Source organism: Natronomonas sp. CBA1123 (assembly GCF_009741925.1).
Lineage (GTDB): Archaea > Halobacteriota > Halobacteria > Halobacteriales > Haloarculaceae > Natronomonas.
Map to the genome: position 1 here is coordinate 1 of NZ_WPCC01000001.1, position 18,869 is coordinate 18,869.

The window sequence follows — 18,869 nt, forward strand, 5'->3', positions numbered from 1 at the left end:
GCCGACATCGACGTCTTCGACATCGAGTTGGACCAACACGACCCCAAGGAGATAATCACGTCCGTGAAGGCGATGGAGCCGACCTTCGGCGGCATCAACCTCGAGGACATCAAGGCGCCGGAGTGTTTCGAAATCGAGAAAACGCTCCGAAAGGAGATGGACATCCCAGTCTTCCACGACGACCAACACGGGACGGCCATCATCTCCGGAGCGGCACTGTTGAACGCCGCCGAAATCGCCGACAAGGACCTCTCGGAAATCGAAATCGTCTTCTCCGGGGCCGGCGCGTCCGCGCTCGCCACCGCCCGCTTCTACGTCTCTCTGGGCGCCGACCGCGACAACATCACGATGTGTGACTCCTCGGGCATCATCACCGAGGAACGCGCCGAGTCCGGCGACGTAAACGAATTCAAACAGGAGTTCGCACAGGACCGCCCCGCGGGCGACCTCGCTGATGCGATGGAGGGCGCCGACGTGTTCGTCGGTCTCTCGGTCGGCGGATTGGTCTCCGAGGAGATGGTCCAGTCGATGGCGGCGGACCCAATCATCTTCGCGATGGCGAACCCGGACCCCGAAATCGGCTACGAGGCGGCGAAGAACGCCCGCGACGACACGGTCATCATGGCAACGGGTCGCTCCGACTATCCGAATCAAGTCAACAACGTCCTCGGATTCCCCTTCATCTTCCGCGGAGCGCTGGACGTGCGCGCGACCGAAATCAACGAGGCGATGAAAGTCGCCGCCGCCGAGGCGCTGGCCGAGTTGGCCCAACAGGACGTTCCCGACGCCGTCGTCAAAGCCTACGGCGACCAACCCCTGCAGTTCGGCCCCAACTACATCATCCCCAAACCGCTCGACCCCCGCGTCCTCTTTGAGGTCGCCCCAGCGGTGGCGAAGGCGGCGATGGACAGTGGGTGTGCCCGGAAGGAACTCGACCTCCAGAAGTACGCCGAGCGGTTGGAGGCGCGACTCGGGAAGTCCCGCGAGATGATGCGAGTCGTCCTCAACAAGGCCAAAAGCGACCCCAAACGTCTGGTCCTCGCCGAGGGCGACGACGAGAAGATGGTGCGTGCGGCCCACCAACTCGTCGACCAGGGCATCGCCGAACCGGTTCTCATCGGCGACCGCGAGGAAATCTGGGAGCACGCCGAACGGCTCGGATTGGACTTCGACCCCGAAATCGTCGACCCCGAGGAGGGCAATCTCGCGCCCTACGCCGAGCGGCTGTACGAACTCCGCCAGCGGAAGGGCGTCACCCGCCGGGAGGCCGACGAACTCATCGAGGACGGCAACTACCTCGGCAGCGTAATGGTGGAGATGGGCGACGCCGACGCGATGCTGACGGGGCTTATGCACCACTATCCCTCGGCGCTTCGGCCGCCGCTGCAGGTCATCGGTACCGACCCCGAGGCCGACTACGCGGCAGGGGTGTACATGCTGACGTTCAAGAATCGCGTCGTCTTCGTCGCCGACGCCACCGTCAACCAATCGCCAGACGAAGACGTCCTCGCCGAAATCACGAAACAGACCGCGAAACTCGCCCGCCGGTTCAACGTCGAACCGCGGGCGGCACTGCTGTCGTACTCCGATTTCGGCAGCGTCAGAAACGAGGGGACCAGCAAACCCCGCAACGCCGCGAAGATGCTCCACGAGGACCCCGAGGCCGACTTCCCGGTCGACGGTGAGATGCAGGCGGACACGGCGGTCGTCGAGGAGATGCTGACCGGCGATTACTCCTTCTCGGAGTTGGACGAGCCGGCGAACGTGCTGGTCTTCCCGAACCTCGAAGCCGGCAACATCGCCTACAAACTGCTCCAGCGACTCGGCGGCGCCGAGGCCATCGGTCCGATGCTCGTTGGCATGGACAAGCCTGTTCACGTCCTCCAGCGCGGTGATGAGGTGAAAGACATCGTGAACCTGGCCGGCGTTGCGGTCGTCGACGCACAGTCAAACGGACAGTAACTGACTGAGTTCGTTAGTTGCGGTTTTTTCACCCATGTTTTTGCGCCGAGTGGGGAGCGGAGCGACCCCGAGGCGGAAAAAGATGGAAGTGGAGGACATCGTGAATCTGGCCGGTGTGGCGGTCGTCGACGCACAGTCAAACGGACAGTAACCGACCGCGTCTGGACGACTGTCCGCTTTCTCCGCGAAGCACGTGAACAGCCACAGCAGGCCTCCGTCGAAACGTTGAAACCGGATTCCCCCGACAATCGAGGTATGGCACGCAAGTTCAGCATGGACCGTCGTGCGTATCTGAAGACGGTCGGAGCAGCGGGGACGACCGCAGCGGTTGCGGGTTGTCTCGGCAACGGTGGGAACGGCAACGGAAACGGCAATGGGAACGGCAATGGAAACGGAGACGGGAACGGAAACGGGAACGGAAACGGAGACGGGGACGACGTAATCGTCCCGGGGACAGCCTCCGGATTCCCGCCGTTCGAGTACACCCAAGACGGGGAGTTGGTCGGCTTCGACGTCGACCTCGCCGAGGAGGCGATTACCCGCGCCGGCTACGAGGTCGGCGACTGGGTCGACATCGAGTTCGACTCCCTCATTCCGTCGTTGACCGGCGGTGACATCGACCTCGTCGCGGCCGCGATGACGATTACCGACGAGCGGTCGGAGCAAATCGCGTTCTCGAACCCCTACTACGAGGCCAACCAGTCCGTGTTGGTCAGCTCGGAGGGCGATTTCGCCCCCGAAGGCGAGTCCGACCTTGAGGGTCGTGTCGTCGGCGCCCAGTCGGGGACGACCGGCGCCGCAGAGGCCGAACGGCTCATCGAGGAGGGCGTCGTCGACGGCGACGACTACCGCCAGTACGACAACTACACGCTGGCGGTCGAGGACCTCGAGAACGGCAACGTCGACGCCATCATCATCGACGTGCCGGTCGCGAACAACTTCGCCGACAGCCGGTCGGTCGAGGTCGCCTTCGTCATCGAAACCGGCGAGGAGTACGGGCTCGGAATGCGACAGGACGACGACCGCATCGGCGACATCAACGACGCACTCGCCGAGATTCGCGAGGACGGCACCTACGAGGACCTCGTCGCCGAGTACTTCGAGTGAGATAGATGGAATCGGTGTTCCTGCAGGCCGGCGACTGGGCGTTCATCGCCTCGAACGGGTCGTACCTGCTGGTCGGGACTATCGTCACCGTGCTGTTGACGGTGACGAGCCTCGGCCTCGGCTTCCTCGCTGGCTTTCCGGCCGGCGCCATCGAAGTGTACGGCTCCGGGCGGCTGGAGGACATCGTCAGCACCGTCGGCGTCGTCCTGCGCGGGACGCCAATCGTCGTGCTCATCTTCCTGTTCCACTTCGGGCTCCCGATTCCCGACCTCGGAGACATCCAGTGGCTGGACATCCAACTGAGTACGTTCGTCGCGGCGACGCTCGCGTTGGGGCTCCGGAGCGCCGCCTACCAGGGACAGGTGTTCCGCGGTGCCATCCAATCCATCGATGAGGGGCAGATGGAGGCCGCCCGCTCCGTCGGGATGACGAGACTGCAGGCCATCCGTCGGGTCGTCTTCCCGCAGGCCCTTCGACGCTCCGTGCCCGGCTTTCAAAACGAGTTCACCATCGTTCTCAAGGACACGAGCGTCGCCTTCGCTATCGGGTTGGCCGAACTCCTGACTCGCGCCGAGAACCTGTATCTCCAACCGGGACGCGGGACGGCGGCCATGGAGGTCATCATCACCATCAGCGCCATCTACTTCGTACTCACGTTCACGACGAACCGTTCGCTCGACCGTCTCGAAGACGTCTATGCGACACCCGGAGGCAACGAATGAGTCTACTACGCGTCGAGAACGTCGACAAATCCTACGGCGACGAGGAGGTACTGCACGACGTGAGTTTCGAGATGGACCGCCAGGACGTCGAGGTCATCGTCGGCCCCAGCGGCTCGGGGAAGTCGACGATGCTCCGGTGTGTCAACAGACTCACCGAAATCGACGACGGTGCCATCTACCTCGACGACGAGGAGATTCACGGCATCGACGAAAACGACCTTCGACGCCGCGTCGGCATGGTGTTTCAGGACTTCAATCTCTTTGCACACCGCACCGCCCGAGGCAACGTCACGCTCGGGTTGACCGAGGTGCTGGGACTGTCGAAGGAGGAGGCCCAGGCGAAAGCCGACGACTACCTCGGCCGCGTCGGCCTCGCCGAACAGGCCGACTCCTACCCGGCGGAGCTCTCCGGCGGCCAGAAACAACGCGTCGGCATCGCCCGCGCGCTGGCGATGGACCCCGAACTCATCCTCTTCGACGAACCGACGAGCGCACTCGACCCCGAACTCATCGGGGAGGTGCTGGAAGTGATGCGCGACCTCGCCGAGGGCGGGATGACGATGTTGTGTGTCACCCACGAGATGGGCTTTGCTCGCTCGGCGGCGTCGACGCTGACGTTCCTCGACGAGGGTCGCATCGTCGAGCGCGGCCCGCCCGAACAGCTGTTCGATACCCCCGAACACGACCGCACGAGACAGTTCCTCGGTGAACTGACCGACCTCCACTGATGAGCGAAATAGAAGTCAGAGGGTCGACGGTCGGTGAGATTCCGGGGCGAAAGCGGCTAGTCGTCATCGCAGTCGGGGCCGTCTTCTGGACGTGGCTGCTCGCCCGGTGGGCCTACCACAACACGCTGTTGGACCGCCTGTTCACCGCGTTGGGGTTTCCGGACCTCGTTCGCTCGGAGTTGGGCTACCGCCAACAGGAGCCGTGGCTTCCAGCAGCACCGTTCGAAGCCGTCGCCGAGGCCATCCTGAGCGTCCAGAGTGCCTTCGGCCCCCTCGAGTTCCTCGTCGGGTGGGCAGCGTGGCCGTTCGAACTCGCGGCCTTTGCGACGACGACCGAGCCCGCACTCGCCTCCGGGGCGTTCATCACGGTGTATCTCACCATCCTCTCGATGCTGTTCGGGCTGGTCATCGCCGTGCCGCTGTCGGTCGCACGGGTGTACGGCGGGCCGATTCTCTCGGGGATTTCGCTCGTCTACACCGAACTCATCCGCGGGACGCCGTTGCTCGCACAGCTGTTTTTCCTCTACTTCGGGCTGCCGCTTGCGAGTTTCTTCAACGGTTTCGCGTTCGTCGGCGAGGGCGCGATTCCGCGGGCGTCGATTCTCGTCGCGATAATCGGCTTCACCATCAACTCCTCGGCGTACCAATCGGAGTACATCCGGTCCGCCCTGCAGTCGGTCGACGCCGGCCAACTGACGGCCGCGCGGGCCGTCGGCCTCTCGAAACTCGACGGCATCAGACACGTCGTCCTCCCACAGGGACTGCGCTTTGCCATCCCCGGCTGGACCAACGAGTTCGTCTACCTCATCAAGTACTCCTCACTGGCATCGTTTATCACCGTCCCGGAACTGTTCCGGCAGGCCCGAAACATCGGCTCCGATACCTTCCAGTTCACCGATATCTACGTCATCGCCGCGCTGTTCTATCTCGCCTTGGTGTTGACGACGGCGCTGGCGATGTCGAAACTCGAATCGGCGGTGGCGATTCCGGGACTCGGGTCCTCCGCCCGACGCGACTGATTACATGAAATCCGAGAGACCGGCCTGCCCGTCGTCGTCTTCGGCCGCTTCGGCGCGTTCCTCGGTCGTCTGTTCGGCCCCACTGTCGGCATCGGTACCGTCGTCTGCGGTCTCCGAACCGCCGAAATCAGCGAGGGTGCCACTAGCGTCGCTGTCGTCGCTTGTCGCCTCGCCGTCCGTCTCGTCGCCGTCGTCGGCCGCCGACTCCAGTTGGGCGAAGGCCCCCCCCGGAGTGGTCGACGGCCTCCTGTTCGAGCAGTTCCTCGGCGTCCTCGACGATTCCCTGCACCTTGTTGGTCGTCTTCCCCGACCCGGTTATGAAGGAGACGTGTTCGGCGTCGAGGTCGTAGCGAGCGACCATCCGGACCGTGAGGTCGCGGTTCCGACAGTGGTGGGTCATCGCCGCCAGATACGGCATGATTTCCCGGCGGGCGGTCGCCGTCGAAACGCCGGCGGTTTCGGCGATTTTCTGGGCGATGTAGTCCCGCGTCGAGTCCCGCGAGGACCGATACGGCGCGCCGCCGTAGCGAGTCCAGCCGCCGCGTTCGGACCGTCTAACCGCCGCGACGCCTGCCGCGACGTTGTCGGTGGCGTAGCGCCAGTAACTGTAGTTCTGGGTCGCACGAACCCGACCGAGCCACACGTCGGCGTCGGCGAGGTGTTCGTAGGCGTCGGCGAGTTCGTCACCCTCGTACACCTTGGGTACCTTGTCCTCTATCCACTGCAACAGGTCGTCGGGCGTCTCGTCGACCGAGTAAGCCGTCTGGAGGGCGTCTTCGGCGGACTCCTCTTTCAGAACAGCATCGAGAAACGAGAAGATGTCGACCGTCTTGTCGCGGTCGCTCTCCTCGCCCTCGGGACGTATCTCGCCGTCGCGTTCCCGTGATTGGAGGTCCTTGATGGCGCCTCGAAGGTCACCACGATTTTGCTCGGCGATGCCCTTTAGCACCGACTCCTCGAAGGCGACGTTCTCCTGTCGGCAGATGTCCCGGAGGACGGGGACGATAGAGCGCGAGGAGATGTCGCGGAACTCGATGTCGCGGCAGGCACTCCGGAGTCCTGACGACATCTCGTAGTAGTCGTTGGCGATGAGGACGATGGGTTGGGTGGCGCTTTTCACCAGTCGCGTCATCGCCGCCGCGCCGCCGCGGTCCTTGTGCTGATGGAGGTTGTCGGCCTCGTCTAAGATGATGAGTTGTCGGGAGCCACCGAGCGTCGTGTTCGAGGCAGCCCGCCCCGCGACGCGGTCGATTTCGTCCTTCGTCCGGGAGTTCGAGGCGTTGAGCTCCATCACCGGCCACCCCATGTCGTTGGCCAAGGCGTGGGCCGCTGAGGTCTTCCCGACGCCCGGCGAGCCGTGGAGGACGACCGCCTCGCCGTGGTCGTCCCACGTGTCGGCCCACTCCTTCAGCGCGTCGCGGGCCTTGTCGTTGCCGCGGACCTCCGACAGCGTCGAGGGGCGGTATTTTTCCGTCCAATCACTCATTGTCGGAGGGAGGCACGTGGCGGGTAAAGTGGTTGCGGAGCGACCGACGGTCTACGCTTCCCGGAGGTCGTCGACGGCCTTCGAGCGAATCCCCGCGGCCGCCACCTCGTCGGCCCGGCGGACGATTTCGGCCTCCAGCGTCGCCGGTTCGACCGTCGTCCGCGAGGAGTGCGAGAGAACGATATGGGCGATTTCGACCGGGAGGTTGGCACGGGAGACGACCGCCACGCCGTAGTGGGGATGTCCCAACAGGTCGCCGACCTCCGTCGTCTCCATCCCGTCGAACTCGTAGGGTTTCGAGACGTCGTGGACGAGCGCACCCGCGATGACGACATCGAGGTCGATGTCGATGTCCGAATCGCGGGCGAGCAACGATTCGGCGAGGCCGACCGCACACGAGGTCACGTCCCGGACGTGCTCGACGAGGGAAGCCTCCTCCGCCTCGATGTCCAACTCGCGTTGCGCCGGCGGAAACCACGGCACGTCGGGGAGGTCCTCGACGTCGAGTCCGTTGATGCCGGCCGCAGTAGTCCACGCCGAGGCGACGCCAGTTCGGAGGGTGTCGTCGTCGATGCTCTCGATTTCTGGGAACACGTCCTCGATGTCCATACGACCACGACGACGGGCAGGCCGCTAAACGCTGTGGAACCCGTCCGACCTCAGTCGTGGGCAGGACTTATGCGGTGCGTGCCGAATCACTCTGTATGGTCGACGACATCGACGGGACGACACTGGCCCAGCGAATCATCCTCTGCTGTTTAGCTGACCTCTCGACCGAGGGGGCGACACCGGCGAACTCAGCGGAGATACGCGAGTTGGCCACAGACCGACTCGAGAAGACGGACACCGATGCGGCCGGCCACCTGACCGAAGCCGACGTGATGCGCGCGCTCAACACGCTGGTCGAATCCGAGTTCGTCGAGGAGTCCTCACCCGACAGCCACTCGCCCGTCGGCAAGGGCCGACTCGAATATTCGCTGACGAGCCACCCCGAGGCGGTGCGGTCGGCGCTCCGAAGCGACGAGCGAATCGCACCGCTGTTGGAGTAACGTCGACAGACGGCTCGATACCGACGACCGACGTGTCGCTACGCCGGAGTCGCGTGGGGCGCACCCTGACGGAGAAGGCGACCGCGGGGTTCAGCTACCGTGTCTCAGCCGAGGGCGTCACTCGCCCCAGTTGCGGCGCTCGGTCGGCCGCTCCGACAGCGCCATCACGTCCAGCGGTTCGTCCTTCGTCTCGATGGCCTCGAGCGCCGCGCGGGCGCTCGGCACCGTCGAGAAGTAGGTCACCGTCTCCTCGACGGCGACCTCCAGAACGTCGCGGTCCCGCGAGAAGATGACGTCGATTTCGCCGTCACGGATGGCCTGTTCGAGGTCCTCGAAGTCGTCTTTCTCGTGTACCTCGAAGTTGCGTTCGGCGCCCTCGCGCACGTCGGAGATGTCCTCGTTCTTCTGGGACATCCCGCGAAGGGTTTCGAGGTCGACGACGGCAGTCCCCTCGGTCGGGATGGGCTTGCCGGTCGAGGACTGGGCCTTCAGGTACGCCTTCCCGAAGGAGCGTGCCGTCCCCATGACCTCGCCGGTGGATTTCATCTCGGGGCCGAGACGGGGGTCGCTACCCGGCAGGCGGTCGAACGGCAGGACGACTTCCTTCACGGAGACGTGTTCGGGAATCTGCTCGTGGGCCTGAAGCTCGTCCAGCGACTGGCCGGCCATCACCTTCGCCGCGAGTTTGGCGATGGGAACGCCCGTGGCCTTCGAGACGAACGGCACGGTACGAGAGGAACGGGGGTTGGCCTCTAAGACGTACACCTCGCCGTCGCGGACCGCGAGTTGGACGTTCAGCAGGCCGACGGTGTCGAGCGCGCGGGCGATGTCGAGTGCCACCTCGCGGACGCGTTCGAGCGTCTCCTGAGACAGCGAGCGCGGCGGAATCATACAGGCCGAGTCCCCGGAGTGGACACCGGCGGCCTCGACGTGTTCCATGATGCCGCCGATGAGTACGTCGTCGCCGTCGGCGACTGCGTCGACGTCGAGTTCGACGGCGTCGGCGAGGAACTCGTCGACGAGGATGGGCTTGTCGGGGGCGACGCGAACCGCCTCCTCGATGTACTCCTTCAGTTCCTCGTCGGAGTACACCACGTCCATCGCGCGGCCGCCCAGCACGTAGGAGGGGCGAACGAGGACGGGATAGCCGATGTCGTGGGCGAGTTCCAGCGCCTCTTCCTCGCTCGTCGCCGTGCCGCCCTTCGGCTGGCTGATGCCGAGTTCGTCCATCAGGACGTTGAACCGGTCGCGGTCCTCCGCGAGGTCCATCGCCTCGACGGACGTGCCCATGATTTCACAGTCGAGGTCGCGGCGTTCGAGTTCCTTCTCGAGTGGGTCACCGACGTTGACGGAGGTCTGACCGCCGAACTGGACCATCACGCCGTCGGCGTTGGTCTCCTCGATGATGTCGGCGACCTCTTCGGCCGTGATGGGCTCGAAGAACAGGCCGTCGGAGGTGTCGTAGTCCGTCGAAACCGTCTCGGGGTTGTTGTTGACGACGTGGGCGTCGATGCCCTCCTCGCGGAGGGCGCGCACGGCGTGGACCGCACAGTAGTCGAACTCGACGCCCTGTCCGATGCGGATGGGGCCGCCGCCGACGACCACGACCGACTCGACGTCGCGGTCGACCTGCACCTCGCTTGCGCCCTGTCCCGTGGGTGGTTCACGCGCGGAGTAGTAGTACGGGGTGGAGGCACGGAACTCGCCGGCACAGGTGTCGACCTGCTTGTAGGTGCGACTGGAGGTTTCGTTCTCCACGTCCTCGACCGTGACGCCGGCGCCGTCTGTTTCGACCGGCCGGCCCTCGTCGTCTTCGTCGGCGTCCCGTACCTCGGAGGGTATCCAGGAGGCGTGAGTGTCGTTGAACTCGCCGCCGGCGATGGCGGTGACCTCCTGATTGGTGAAGCCGGCATCGGCGGCAATCTGGAACTCGCCGTTTTGGGCGGCCTCTGCGGCATCGGCGATACGCTTGAACCGCTCGACGTACCACTCGTAAATGCCAGTCAACTCGACGATTTTATCGACGGTGTAGCCGCGCTCGAAGGCCTCGAAGATGGCGTAGGGACGGTCCGGCGTCGGCCTGATGAGGTACTGTTCTTCGAGTTCCTCGTCGTCTACGTCGGCCCAGTCGACGGCCGGGTCGTACTCCGAGGACCGCAGCGCCTTCAGCATCGACTCCTCGAACGTTCGACCGATGGACATCGCCTCGCCCGTCGACTTCATCGCCGGGCCGAGTTCGAACTCCACGTCGGAGAACTTGTCCTTCGGCCACCGTGGGACCTTCGTGACGACGTAGTCGATTGCGGGTTCGAACGCCGCCGTGGTCTCGCCGGTGATTTCGTTGTCGATTTCGTGGAGGCGCTTGCCCATCGCCACCTTCGCGGTGACGCGGGCGATTGGGTAACCCGTCGCCTTCGAGGCCAGCGCCGAGGACCGCGAGACGCGGGGGTTGACCTCGACGACGCGGTACTCCCCGGAGGGAGTGCCGTCGTCGCGCCAGGCGTGTTGGATGTTACAGCCGCCTTCGATGCCCAACTCGCGGATGACTTTCAGCGCCGAGTCGCGCATCTCTTGGTGGGCCTCGTCGGGGATGACCTGACTGGGCGTGACGACTGTCGACTCGCCGGTGTGGATGCCCATCGGGTCGATGTTCTCCATGTTGCAGATGATGATACAGGAGTCGTCGGCGTCCCGCATCACCTCGTATTCGAGTTCGACCCAGCCGGCGATGGACTCGGTAATCTGGACTTCGTGGTTCCGGGAGAGCTGGAATCCCTTGCGGGCTATTTCCCGCAGTTCGTCCATGTCGTCGACGACGCCGGAGCCCGACCCACCGAGGGTGTAAGCCGTACGAGCGATGACCGGCAGGCCGCCGACTTCCTCGACGGCGTCTTCGATTTCGTCCATCGACTCGATGGTCGCTGAGCTGCACACGGGTTCGCCGATATTCCGCATCCGTTCGCGGAACAGTTGGCGGTCCTCCGTCGCGTAGATGGTGTCCAGCGGCGTCCCCATGATTTCGACGTCGTGTTCCTCGAGGACGCCCTCCTCGGCGAGTTCGGCGGTGACGTTCAGGCCGGTCTGGCCGCCGAGGCCGGCGATGACGCCGTCGGGTTTCTCCTCGCGGATGACCTCGGCGATGGCCTCGGTGGTGATGGGTTCGACGTACACCTTGTCGGCCATCTCGGGGTCCGTCATGATGGTCGCCGGATTGGAGTTGACGAGGACGACCCGAGCGCCTTCCTCCTGGAGCGCCCGGCACGCCTGTGCGCCGGAGTAGTCGAACTCGGCCGCCTGTCCGATTTGAATGGGTCCGCTGCCGATGAGCAGGATAGTGCGGTCCTCGTCTGGCATTACTCGACTCCAATCCGCACATCGTAATAAGCCCGGCGATAGAATGCGGATATCGTAACGCGAGTACGAATTTCGAATCGAAAGAGGTTTGTTGCAGGCGGCGCCAGCGCTGTCGCTCGGGGGCGAAGCAGCGACGACGCGACAAATAATCAGTTCACTTCGCCGAGTCGGTACCGATAGGGCTGGCCGTCGATGACTTCGACTTCGCCGACCTGTGCCTCTCGGCCGAGAACGGTCGCAACCTGGTGAGCGCTGTCGAACTCCTCGCCGTGCTCCTCGAGGAGGTCGAGAATCTCCCGAGCCGTCAGCGGCTCCTCGGGGTCGGCTTTCGACAGCACGGTTCGGATGCGCTCGAACTCACCCCGGCGTATGCGCATGTTCTTACACATGTGCCCACATACCATAACACCCCGTCAGACAAACGTCGGACGAGTGGACGACGGAAACCGAGAGACGGAGCACGGATGGAATCGCCGACGTTCGTCAGACACCGAATCCCGAATTCGTGTGACGCCGTGTCACACCGGCGTGTCGACTTCCGACTCGAAGTCCCGCTGTTCGCGGTACTGTTCGACGAACGCCTCGACATCGAACTCCAGCATCTGTTCTTCGAACGCCGAGGCGGTGTCGCTGTCGCCGTGGCTGGCGGCGTGTTCCATCAACTCCACGAGCAACTCGACGACGGTCTCGTGGAGCCGTCGGGAGTCGAAGTCGGTGACCCACACGATAGCGTAGCCGATAGAGCCGTCCTCGCTCACGTCGGCGACGGCGACCTCGTCGGGAAACTCCTCTAAGACGATACCCATCACGTGGGCGATGCCGAACTCGGGGAACTCGTCGGCGGTCTCGATGGTCTCGCGCAACACGTCGGCGATGGATTCGGGGACGAACCGGGAGACAGGGTGGACGTCGACGACGACGGCGTGGCGCTCGCCGCAGTCACAGCGAACGTCGCGCATCCCCATGTCGATGTCCCGAGCGTGAACCGTCTCGCCACACGCCAACTCGAGTGTGCCCGGGTCGTCGCCCGGAACGCGCGGTTCTGCCATTGGTCACTCTCGGTCGTCTGCGGGGTTAAAAACAGCGTTCCGCGACGGTCAACCTCACGGCTCGTCGTCGTTGTCCGCTTCCCCGTCTTCGTCGTCGTCGGCCGCCTCCCCGTCTTCGTCGTCGCTTTCCGACGACAGTTCCTCGGAGTTAGCGTCTCCGTCATCTTCCTCCGTGTCGTTTTCCTCGAATTCGTCTTCACCGGCGTCGTCTCCCTCTACTGCTTCGTAGTTCTCGTCGGCGGCGTGCCGCTCGACTTCCACCTCGACTTCGATTTCCACGCCGTCGGTCTCCAGTTCAGCCTCGGCCTCGGTCGCATCCCCGACCTCGATTTCGAGTTCGTCCTCGTCGACCGCTACCTCGACCTCCACGTCGACTTCGATATCCGGGTCGCTCATACGTGGTCAGAGTACGACCCGCAGTGAGAAATAACCTCTTGGCCGTTATTCCGGGATGTCGTCCGGCCCGAGTGCCGCGTCGTAGGGGTCGGCGTCCTCGTCGTCGGGCTCCCTCTCGCCCGCTTCGAGTTGGACGTAGCCGCGCGTGACGACCGCGGCGCCGAAGGCCAAGACGACCCCGCCGACGGCGGCGGTAATCACTGCACTCGCGATGGGCGAAACGAGGCTCAGAACCGACCCGACCAGTTCGTCGATGAGCGAGACGACGACGACGAGCAATCCGAGAGCGAACACCTCGATGCGGTGGCCCTTCGTCAGCCGCCACGATTCGGCCATCGCCTCGACGAAGTTCTCGTTCTCGATGGCGATTCGCTGGCGCATGAAGAGGAACACGACCGCGAAGAATATCCCCGGCAACAGGAAGAACACCGACCCGACGATGATGAGCCCCCAGACGACGATGCTGCCGATAAAGCCGTTGAGCGTCGCGAGCAGGATGTTCTCGGTGAGGCGGTCACGTGAGACCGCCTCGGAGTCGGCGGCAGCGAACGTCCGCACGGCGACGATGGAGACCGTTTCCGAAACCAGCGAGAGCGCGAGGAGGGCGCCCGCTGCGACGCCCGCAGGAAGGCCCAACGCGAGCGGCGAGGACTCCCGAGCCGCCTCCACCTGTGTCTGGAGGTCCGAAATCAGCGTCTCGTACTCCTGTTGGCTGACGTTGAGTTCCTGCGGCGACAGCCCCTGGAACGATTCGAGCATCGCTTCGAGTAACCCGACCGAAAGCGTCTGTGCGAAAACGCCGAAGAGGAGGGTGACAACCGCGAAGGCCGCCGCCAACAGCAGGCCGTTCTTGGCGAACGTTCTGGAGGTACCGTCGCTGAACGCCTCGCCGATGTCGAGACTCATAGACGAGTGGGCGCCCGCGGGCCTCTTAAGCGTGGCCGAAACCGTTAGGGCCAGTCGTCGCGTTCCTCACCGTCGTCGTCGCCGGATTCGTCTTCGGGGTCGCCGAGGTCCCACTCGGCGGCCTCGGCTGCCTGTTCGACCGGGAGGAACTCCCAGTCGACCGTCTCGGCGAGAGCGGCATCGTCGTCGTCGACGCCGATGAAGACGTGTCGGTCGGTGTCGAACTGTTTCTTGACGTTTTCGAGGCTCTCCTCGCGGCCCCGCGGCCCGGAGAAGAAGTCCTGTCTGATTCGGTTCTTCCGCGTGAAGTTCGTCACGACGTACGTCGGCTTATCGGAGACGACACCGACGTACTCACTCCACGTGCGAGCGTCGGAGAACACCTCTTCGGGCCGTGCAAGCCGCTTGAGCGCCTCCAGCTCGAACGCGAGTGTCATGTCCGTAGAGCCGCCGCCATCCATACGCGAGTGGGGGAGGCCACCGGAGAAAACACTTTGGATACGGGGAGACGGTCCCGCCTTTGACCCGGACAGTTATCGGCGCCCCCGTCGACGGAGCGGGTATGGGTTCCGTCCGTCCGGGTGCGCTCGCGGAGTGGAACCGAGTTCCCGCACTCGCCGTCGTCTTCGGCATCGCCTCGGTGCCGTGGACCTACGGCTTCGTCGCAGGGCTCGAAATACCGTTGTGGCCGTCGTTCATCGCGTCGGCAACGTTCTTCGCCGCGGGGAGCGGCCTCGACGCACTCGTTCGCGGGTACGCGAGCAATTTCGCGGGCATCCTCTACGCTGCCGCCACGCTCGCTATCGTCGACGGCCTCTTCGGAGGCGGCGTCCTCGCGCTCAGCCTCGTCGTCGGCGGGTTCATGTTCCTCGCAAGTCTCCATGAAACCGTCCCGTTGCTGTCGTTCACGCCGGGTGCGTTCTTCGGATACGCAACGATGTTCAGCGTCGAAGCCGCTGAAGCGACGGCCTTCGGCGTGGCCGGCCTCCCCGGTGAGACGCTGGCCGCCGTGGTGTCGATGCTGTTTGGCGCGGTCATCGGCCTCGGCGCGGACGAACTGTCCTCGCGGCTCACCCCCGACCAGAACCTTTAGGCGGCGCTCCAGTGAATCCGAGAGCGTGTTTCCCCTCCTCGCCGGCACCGGGCTGACGACGGAGATGCTCGTCGTCTTCGCGGTCATCCTCGTCGCGTTGGTCCTCTTCGTCGCCGAGCCGGTTCCCATCGACATCACGGCCATCGGCGTTCTCGTCTCGCTGGTCGTTCTGGAGCCGTGGACCGGCGTCACGCCCACAGACGGCGTCTCCGGGTTTGCCTCCTCGGCGACGGTGACGGTGCTTGCGATGTTCGTTCTCTCGGAGGGTATCCGACGGACCGGCGTCGTCAACATCATCGGTCGGGAAATCGCCGACCGGTTCGGCGAGAGCCCCTTCGGGCAACTGGCGGCAGTGCTGGGTCTCGCCGGCGGTAGCGCCGGGTTCATCAACAACACGCCGGTCGTCGCGGTGATGATTCCGATGGTGACCGAACTGTCGGACCGAACCGGCATCTCGCCGTCGAAGTTGCTCATCCCCGTCTCCTTCGCGTCGATGATGGGCGGTATGCTGACGCTCATCGGCACGTCGACGAACATCCTCGCCTCCGACGTCTACGACCGAATCGGCGGCGCTGCGACCGAACCGTTCTCGATGTTCGAGTTCACGGCGCTGGGGCTTTTGGTTCTCGTCTCGGGAACGCTGTATCTGCTGGCGTTCGGGCCGCGACTCCTCCCCGAGCGCATCAAAGCCAGAACGGAACTCACCGACGAGTTCGAGATGAAGCAGTACCTCACCGAGGTCGTTGTCCGGGCGGACTCGCCGATGGTCGGCCGGTCGGTCGACGAAGCGCTATCCGACATCGAGGTCGACGCCGATATCGTCCAACTCATCCGCGACCGGAAGTCGTTCAACGAACCGCTGTCCAGAAAGGTCGTCCGGGAGGGTGACATCCTCGTGTTGCGCGTCGACCGCGGGAGTCTCGTCGGCCTGATGGACGCCGAGGGGCTGGATTTCGCCCCCGACGTAGACGCGACCGACGACCTCCTCGAAGGGGAGGAAAGCGACGTACGCGAGGAGGGCGAACAGCGCCTCGTCGAAATCGTCCTCACCCCCGATACGAACCTCATCGGAGAGACCCTCGAGACGCTGAACTTCCGGCAGCGCTACGACGCGACGGTCCTCGCGATTCGCCGCGGTGGCGAAATCATCCACCAGCGGATGGACAAACGCCACCTTCGCCCCGGCGACACGCTGTTGATACAGGCCACCGAAGACACGGTCAACCGCTTCGGCCGCGACCGGAACTTCGTCGTCGCCCAGGAACTCACCCGGCCGTACTTCCGGACGGAACGGATTCCAGTCGCCGTCGGCATCGTCGCCGGCGTCGTCGCCCTCGCGGCCCTCGACATCCTCCCCATCATGATATCGGCGCTGGGCGGTATCCTCGGAATGGTCGTCACCGGTTGTGTCAAGCCCAATGAGGTGTACGACGCCGTCGACTGGAACGTCATCTTCCTGCTCGCAGGGCTCATCCCGCTGGGCGTGGCGATGGAGGAGTCGGGGGCGGCCGCGTGGCTCGCCGACCTCGTCGTCGGCGGCAGCGCCGGGTTGGGAATGGTCGCCTTACTCGCCGTCTTCTATCTGTTCACCGCACTCGTCACGAACGTCATCAGCAACAACGCCAGCGTCGTGTTGATGGTGCCGGTCGCATACGACGCCGCTATTCAGCTGGGTGCCGACCCCTTCGCGTTCGTGCTGGCGGTCACCTTCGCCGCCTCGACGGCGATGCTGACGCCAATCGGCTATCAGACGAACCTGATGGTGTACGGTCCCGGTGGCTACAAGTTCACCGACTTCGCACGCGTCGGCGCGCCGCTGCAGTTGCTTCTCACCGCTGTGACAACGCTAGGAATCGTCTGGCTGTACGGCGTTTGAACGCCGGCCTCACGTCGATTCGGGGTCGAAATCCGCTCGCGGCCTTCGCCGGGGGTTACTCCGCCGCCGCGGGTTCCTCGAAGGCCTCGACGTCGATCTCCTCTTCGAGCAGGAGGTCTTCCTTGCCGGAGACGTCGACCTGCTCGCGGGCCAGTCGCTTCAGACCGGACTGCGGTGCGAGGTCGCCGATGAGGACGCCGCCGATGACGCGGCCGTCCTTGAGCGCGACGCGGCGCCACGTTCCCTCGTCGTACTTCTTTTCGACTGAATCGTCGCCGAGCGTCGGGTGGCCGAAGGAGAGGAAGGGGAAACCGAAGTGCGTGATGGAGTACGAGGAGACCCACTCGAAGGTCTCCTCGGGGCCGTCGGCGGCCATGTTCGCGCCGGCGATAGAGCCCTGTTCTTTGGCCGACCCCCACGCGCCGTTCTGTGCGCGGTCGCCCAGGATTACGTCGTGGAACTGCGTGATGTCGCCGGCGGCGTAGACGTCTTCGACGTTGGTCTGCATGTGTTCGTCGACGACGATGCCGTTGTCCGTCTCGATACCGCTGCCGCGGAGGAACTCGGTGTTGAAGTTCAGGCCGATGGCGACGCCGGCGAACTCCGCCTCGAAGCGGTCGCCGTTGGGGTCGACCGCAGCCGTAACGTGGCCCTCGTCGTCGGTCTCGAAGTGGTCGACGCCCGAATCGAAGACGGGCGTGACGCCGACATCGCGCAGGGCCTCGTGGATGATTTCGGCGCCCTCCTCGCTGAGCGCGTAGCGCCACCACGCGTTGCCGCGCATCAGGTAGTGTGCGTCGATGCCCTGTGCGCCGCAGATAGCCGCGAGGTCGATACCGAGCAGGCCCGCGCCGACGACGACGCCCTTATCGGCCCGTTCGGCGTTCTCCTTGATTGCGCGGGCGTCCTCGAAAGTCCAGAAGTGGTGGACGCCTTCGGCGTCGCTGTTGTCGACGGGGAGCTGTGTCGGCGTCCCGCCGGTGGCGACGAGCAGTTTGTCGTACTCGTAGACGTCGCCCTCGTGAGTGTGTACCTCCTTGTCGTCGGTGTCGACGGACGTGACGACGGTGTTCAACTCGAGGTCGATGTCGCGTTCCTCGTACCAATCGGGGTCGTGAATCGAGACGGGCGCGGCGGGCAGTTTGCCCTTCGCGAACTCCTTTATCAGAATCCGATTGTAGAGAGCTTCCCCTTCCTCCGTGATGACGGTGATATCGGCATCCGGGTCGGCCTCGCGAATCGTCTCCGCGGCCGACGAGCCGGCGATGCCGTCACCGATAATGACGTGCGACGCACACATACCACCGGGTAGAGGGCCGGGCTTAATGTGAATTGCTATGTCGCGGTCCTTCATGTTTCGGCGGGTCGAAGTCGGCCGTTCGGGTTCGATTCGGAACGCTGTAAGCGGAACGGGAGACCGGCGTTATCGCTGTACAGGACCGAGGGAGAATCGTTACCGCTCGAAGCCGACGGCTGCCGCGTTCCGGGGGTTGAAGAACGACGAACACCAACCGTGGCGTATGAAACTGTATCAGAATCCGCGACACTGGGCGTCGATGAAGGCGCTGACGACCCCGGGGGTTCGCAACGTCGCCAACTACGCGCTCGTGAAGATGCACACGAAAATCTTCCTCGGGAAAGCCGACGAAGAGCGCCGCGAGGAGCGCCGCGACCACCTCGATGACTTCTTCGATGGGACGATGGACGCCTACGTCGCCGCGCTACAGGAGGGCTACAGCGAGGCCGAAGCCCGCGAAATCACGCACATTCAGGCGAACTTCGACTTCTTCAACCACGGCTGGACGGAGATGATGGAGATTCCCGGCGACGAACTGCAGCCACACTACCGCCGCTACGAGGCGTTCTTCGTCGCCCACGACATCACCATCGACGACCCTCTCGGTGAGTTCGAACCCGACGACGGCGTCGCCGAGGCGCCGAAAACCCTCGAAAAACTCGAAGAGCCGGAGTTCGAGAACGCTGTCGCCGGCTTCGACGACGACGTGTACGTCGAGACCGCCGACGGCGAGACCGTGGTCGGTGGCGACACCGAAGAGCCCGACGTGAGCGTCACCGACGCCCCCGGCGTCTCCGACGAGGACGCGAAGGCCGACTGAGTCGA

General features: G+C 64.5%; 17 protein-coding genes and 1 pseudogene. 9 read left to right on the forward strand and 9 right to left on the reverse strand.

Going from position 1 to position 18,869, the window contains the following annotated elements; all coding sequences use genetic code 11:
- From GJ631_RS00005 to GJ631_RS00025, 5 genes are all read left to right on the forward strand, one after another.
- A partial coding sequence (locus GJ631_RS00005) for an NADP-dependent malic enzyme (RefSeq protein ID WP_156707179.1) occupies positions 1 to 1,962 on the forward strand: 1,962 nt, incomplete at its 5' end.
- A gap of 255 nt (positions 1,963 to 2,217) precedes the next feature.
- Positions 2,218 to 3,069, forward strand: coding sequence for a basic amino acid ABC transporter substrate-binding protein (locus GJ631_RS00010; RefSeq protein WP_231753825.1), 852 nt, complete (start codon positions 2,218 to 2,220; stop codon positions 3,067 to 3,069).
- Between the two features lie 5 nt (positions 3,070 to 3,074).
- On the forward strand, positions 3,075 to 3,791 hold the full coding sequence (locus GJ631_RS00015; RefSeq protein ID WP_156707180.1) for an amino acid ABC transporter permease: 717 nt from the start codon (positions 3,075 to 3,077) through the stop codon (positions 3,789 to 3,791).
- Positions 3,788 to 4,519 carry an amino acid ABC transporter ATP-binding protein gene (locus GJ631_RS00020; RefSeq protein WP_156707181.1) on the forward strand — a complete coding sequence of 244 codons (732 nt, stop codon included), beginning with the start codon at positions 3,788 to 3,790 and terminating at the stop codon, positions 4,517 to 4,519. Before GJ631_RS00015 ends, GJ631_RS00020 begins: the two co-directional genes overlap by 4 nt.
- A complete protein-coding gene (locus GJ631_RS00025) occupies positions 4,519 to 5,538 on the forward strand; it encodes an amino acid ABC transporter permease (protein ID WP_156707182.1) in 1,020 nt (339 codons plus the stop codon). Before GJ631_RS00020 ends, GJ631_RS00025 begins: the two co-directional genes overlap by 1 nt.
- Here the strand turns inward: GJ631_RS00025 and GJ631_RS00030 are convergent.
- Positions 5,539 to 7,024, reverse strand: a pseudogene (locus tag GJ631_RS00030) (replication factor C large subunit).
- Positions 7,025 to 7,075: 51 nt separating this feature from the next.
- On the reverse strand, positions 7,076 to 7,633 hold the full coding sequence (locus GJ631_RS00035) for an HD domain-containing protein (protein WP_156707183.1): 558 nt from the start codon (positions 7,631 to 7,633) through the stop codon (positions 7,076 to 7,078).
- Between the two features lie 95 nt (positions 7,634 to 7,728).
- Here GJ631_RS00035 and GJ631_RS00040 point away from each other — a divergent pair, with 95 nt between their 5' ends.
- Complete coding sequence (locus tag GJ631_RS00040) at positions 7,729 to 8,073, forward strand: hypothetical protein (protein ID WP_156707184.1); 345 nt, start codon at positions 7,729 to 7,731, stop codon at positions 8,071 to 8,073.
- A gap of 117 nt (positions 8,074 to 8,190) precedes the next feature.
- Here GJ631_RS00040 and carB read toward each other — a convergent pair whose 3' ends face one another.
- The 6 genes from carB to GJ631_RS00070 all read right to left on the reverse strand — a co-directional run bounded on the left by carB (position 8,191) and on the right by GJ631_RS00070 (position 14,239).
- Entirely contained in the window at positions 8,191 to 11,427 is a 3,237-nt protein-coding gene (gene carB / locus GJ631_RS00045; RefSeq protein WP_156707185.1) for a carbamoyl-phosphate synthase large subunit, read from the reverse strand.
- A 149-nt stretch (positions 11,428 to 11,576) separates the two neighbouring features.
- On the reverse strand, positions 11,577 to 11,804 hold the full coding sequence (locus GJ631_RS00050; protein WP_156707186.1) for a hypothetical protein: 228 nt from the start codon (positions 11,802 to 11,804) through the stop codon (positions 11,577 to 11,579).
- 141 nt (positions 11,805 to 11,945) lie between these two features.
- Positions 11,946 to 12,476, reverse strand: coding sequence for a DUF5815 family protein (locus tag GJ631_RS00055; RefSeq protein ID WP_156707187.1), 531 nt, complete (start codon positions 12,474 to 12,476; stop codon positions 11,946 to 11,948).
- A 54-nt stretch (positions 12,477 to 12,530) separates the two neighbouring features.
- A complete protein-coding gene (locus GJ631_RS00060; RefSeq protein ID WP_156707188.1) occupies positions 12,531 to 12,872 on the reverse strand; it encodes a hypothetical protein in 342 nt (113 codons plus the stop codon).
- Between the two features lie 45 nt (positions 12,873 to 12,917).
- Positions 12,918 to 13,778: a hypothetical protein gene (locus GJ631_RS00065; RefSeq protein ID WP_156707189.1), complete on the reverse strand. Its 861-nt coding sequence runs from the start codon at positions 13,776 to 13,778 to the stop codon at positions 12,918 to 12,920.
- Between the two features lie 44 nt (positions 13,779 to 13,822).
- Complete coding sequence (locus GJ631_RS00070; protein WP_156707190.1) at positions 13,823 to 14,239, reverse strand: hypothetical protein; 417 nt, start codon at positions 14,237 to 14,239, stop codon at positions 13,823 to 13,825.
- A gap of 101 nt (positions 14,240 to 14,340) precedes the next feature.
- On the opposite strand from GJ631_RS00070, the gene GJ631_RS00075 reads away from it, so the two are divergent.
- Positions 14,341 to 14,871, forward strand: coding sequence for a DUF1097 domain-containing protein (locus tag GJ631_RS00075; protein WP_156707191.1), 531 nt, complete (start codon positions 14,341 to 14,343; stop codon positions 14,869 to 14,871).
- Between the two features lie 64 nt (positions 14,872 to 14,935).
- Positions 14,936 to 16,747, forward strand: coding sequence for an SLC13 family permease (locus GJ631_RS00080; protein WP_156707426.1), 1,812 nt, complete (start codon positions 14,936 to 14,938; stop codon positions 16,745 to 16,747).
- Positions 16,748 to 16,802: 55 nt separating this feature from the next.
- Here the strand turns inward: GJ631_RS00080 and GJ631_RS00085 are convergent, their stop codons facing one another.
- Positions 16,803 to 18,047, reverse strand: a complete 1,245-nt coding sequence (locus GJ631_RS00085) for an NAD(P)/FAD-dependent oxidoreductase (RefSeq protein ID WP_156707192.1) — start codon at positions 18,045 to 18,047, stop codon at positions 16,803 to 16,805.
- A 220-nt stretch (positions 18,048 to 18,267) separates the two neighbouring features.
- On the opposite strand from GJ631_RS00085, the gene GJ631_RS00090 reads away from it, so the two are divergent.
- A complete protein-coding gene (locus GJ631_RS00090; protein ID WP_156707193.1) occupies positions 18,268 to 18,864 on the forward strand; it encodes a DUF6149 family protein in 597 nt (198 codons plus the stop codon).
- The last annotated feature ends 5 nt before the right edge of the window (positions 18,865 to 18,869 follow it).

Bases quoted from the DNA above. Each gene is read 5' to 3' on its own strand.
- GJ631_RS00010 (WP_231753825.1), top strand. From the start codon at position 2,218: ATGGCACGCAAGTTCAGCATGGACCGTCGTGCGTATCTGAAGACGGTC.
- GJ631_RS00015 (WP_156707180.1), top strand. From the start codon at position 3,075: ATGGAATCGGTGTTCCTGCAGGCCGGCGACTGGGCGTTCATCGCCTCG.
- GJ631_RS00020 (WP_156707181.1), top strand. From the start codon at position 3,788: ATGAGTCTACTACGCGTCGAGAACGTCGACAAATCCTACGGCGACGAG.
- GJ631_RS00025 (WP_156707182.1), top strand. From the start codon at position 4,519: ATGAGCGAAATAGAAGTCAGAGGGTCGACGGTCGGTGAGATTCCGGGG.
- GJ631_RS00035 (WP_156707183.1), bottom strand. From the start codon at position 7,633: ATGGACATCGAGGACGTGTTCCCAGAAATCGAGAGCATCGACGACGAC.
- GJ631_RS00040 (WP_156707184.1), top strand. From the start codon at position 7,729: ATGGTCGACGACATCGACGGGACGACACTGGCCCAGCGAATCATCCTC.
- carB (WP_156707185.1), bottom strand. From the start codon at position 11,427: ATGCCAGACGAGGACCGCACTATCCTGCTCATCGGCAGCGGACCCATT.
- GJ631_RS00050 (WP_156707186.1), bottom strand. From the start codon at position 11,804: ATGCGCATACGCCGGGGTGAGTTCGAGCGCATCCGAACCGTGCTGTCG.
- GJ631_RS00055 (WP_156707187.1), bottom strand. From the start codon at position 12,476: ATGGCAGAACCGCGCGTTCCGGGCGACGACCCGGGCACACTCGAGTTG.
- GJ631_RS00060 (WP_156707188.1), bottom strand. From the start codon at position 12,872: ATGAGCGACCCGGATATCGAAGTCGACGTGGAGGTCGAGGTAGCGGTC.
- GJ631_RS00065 (WP_156707189.1), bottom strand. From the start codon at position 13,778: ATGAGTCTCGACATCGGCGAGGCGTTCAGCGACGGTACCTCCAGAACG.
- GJ631_RS00070 (WP_156707190.1), bottom strand. From the start codon at position 14,239: ATGGATGGCGGCGGCTCTACGGACATGACACTCGCGTTCGAGCTGGAG.
- GJ631_RS00075 (WP_156707191.1), top strand. From the start codon at position 14,341: ATGGGTTCCGTCCGTCCGGGTGCGCTCGCGGAGTGGAACCGAGTTCCC.
- GJ631_RS00080 (WP_156707426.1), top strand. From the start codon at position 14,936: ATGCTCGTCGTCTTCGCGGTCATCCTCGTCGCGTTGGTCCTCTTCGTC.
- GJ631_RS00085 (WP_156707192.1), bottom strand. From the start codon at position 18,047: ATGTGTGCGTCGCACGTCATTATCGGTGACGGCATCGCCGGCTCGTCG.
- GJ631_RS00090 (WP_156707193.1), top strand. From the start codon at position 18,268: ATGAAACTGTATCAGAATCCGCGACACTGGGCGTCGATGAAGGCGCTG.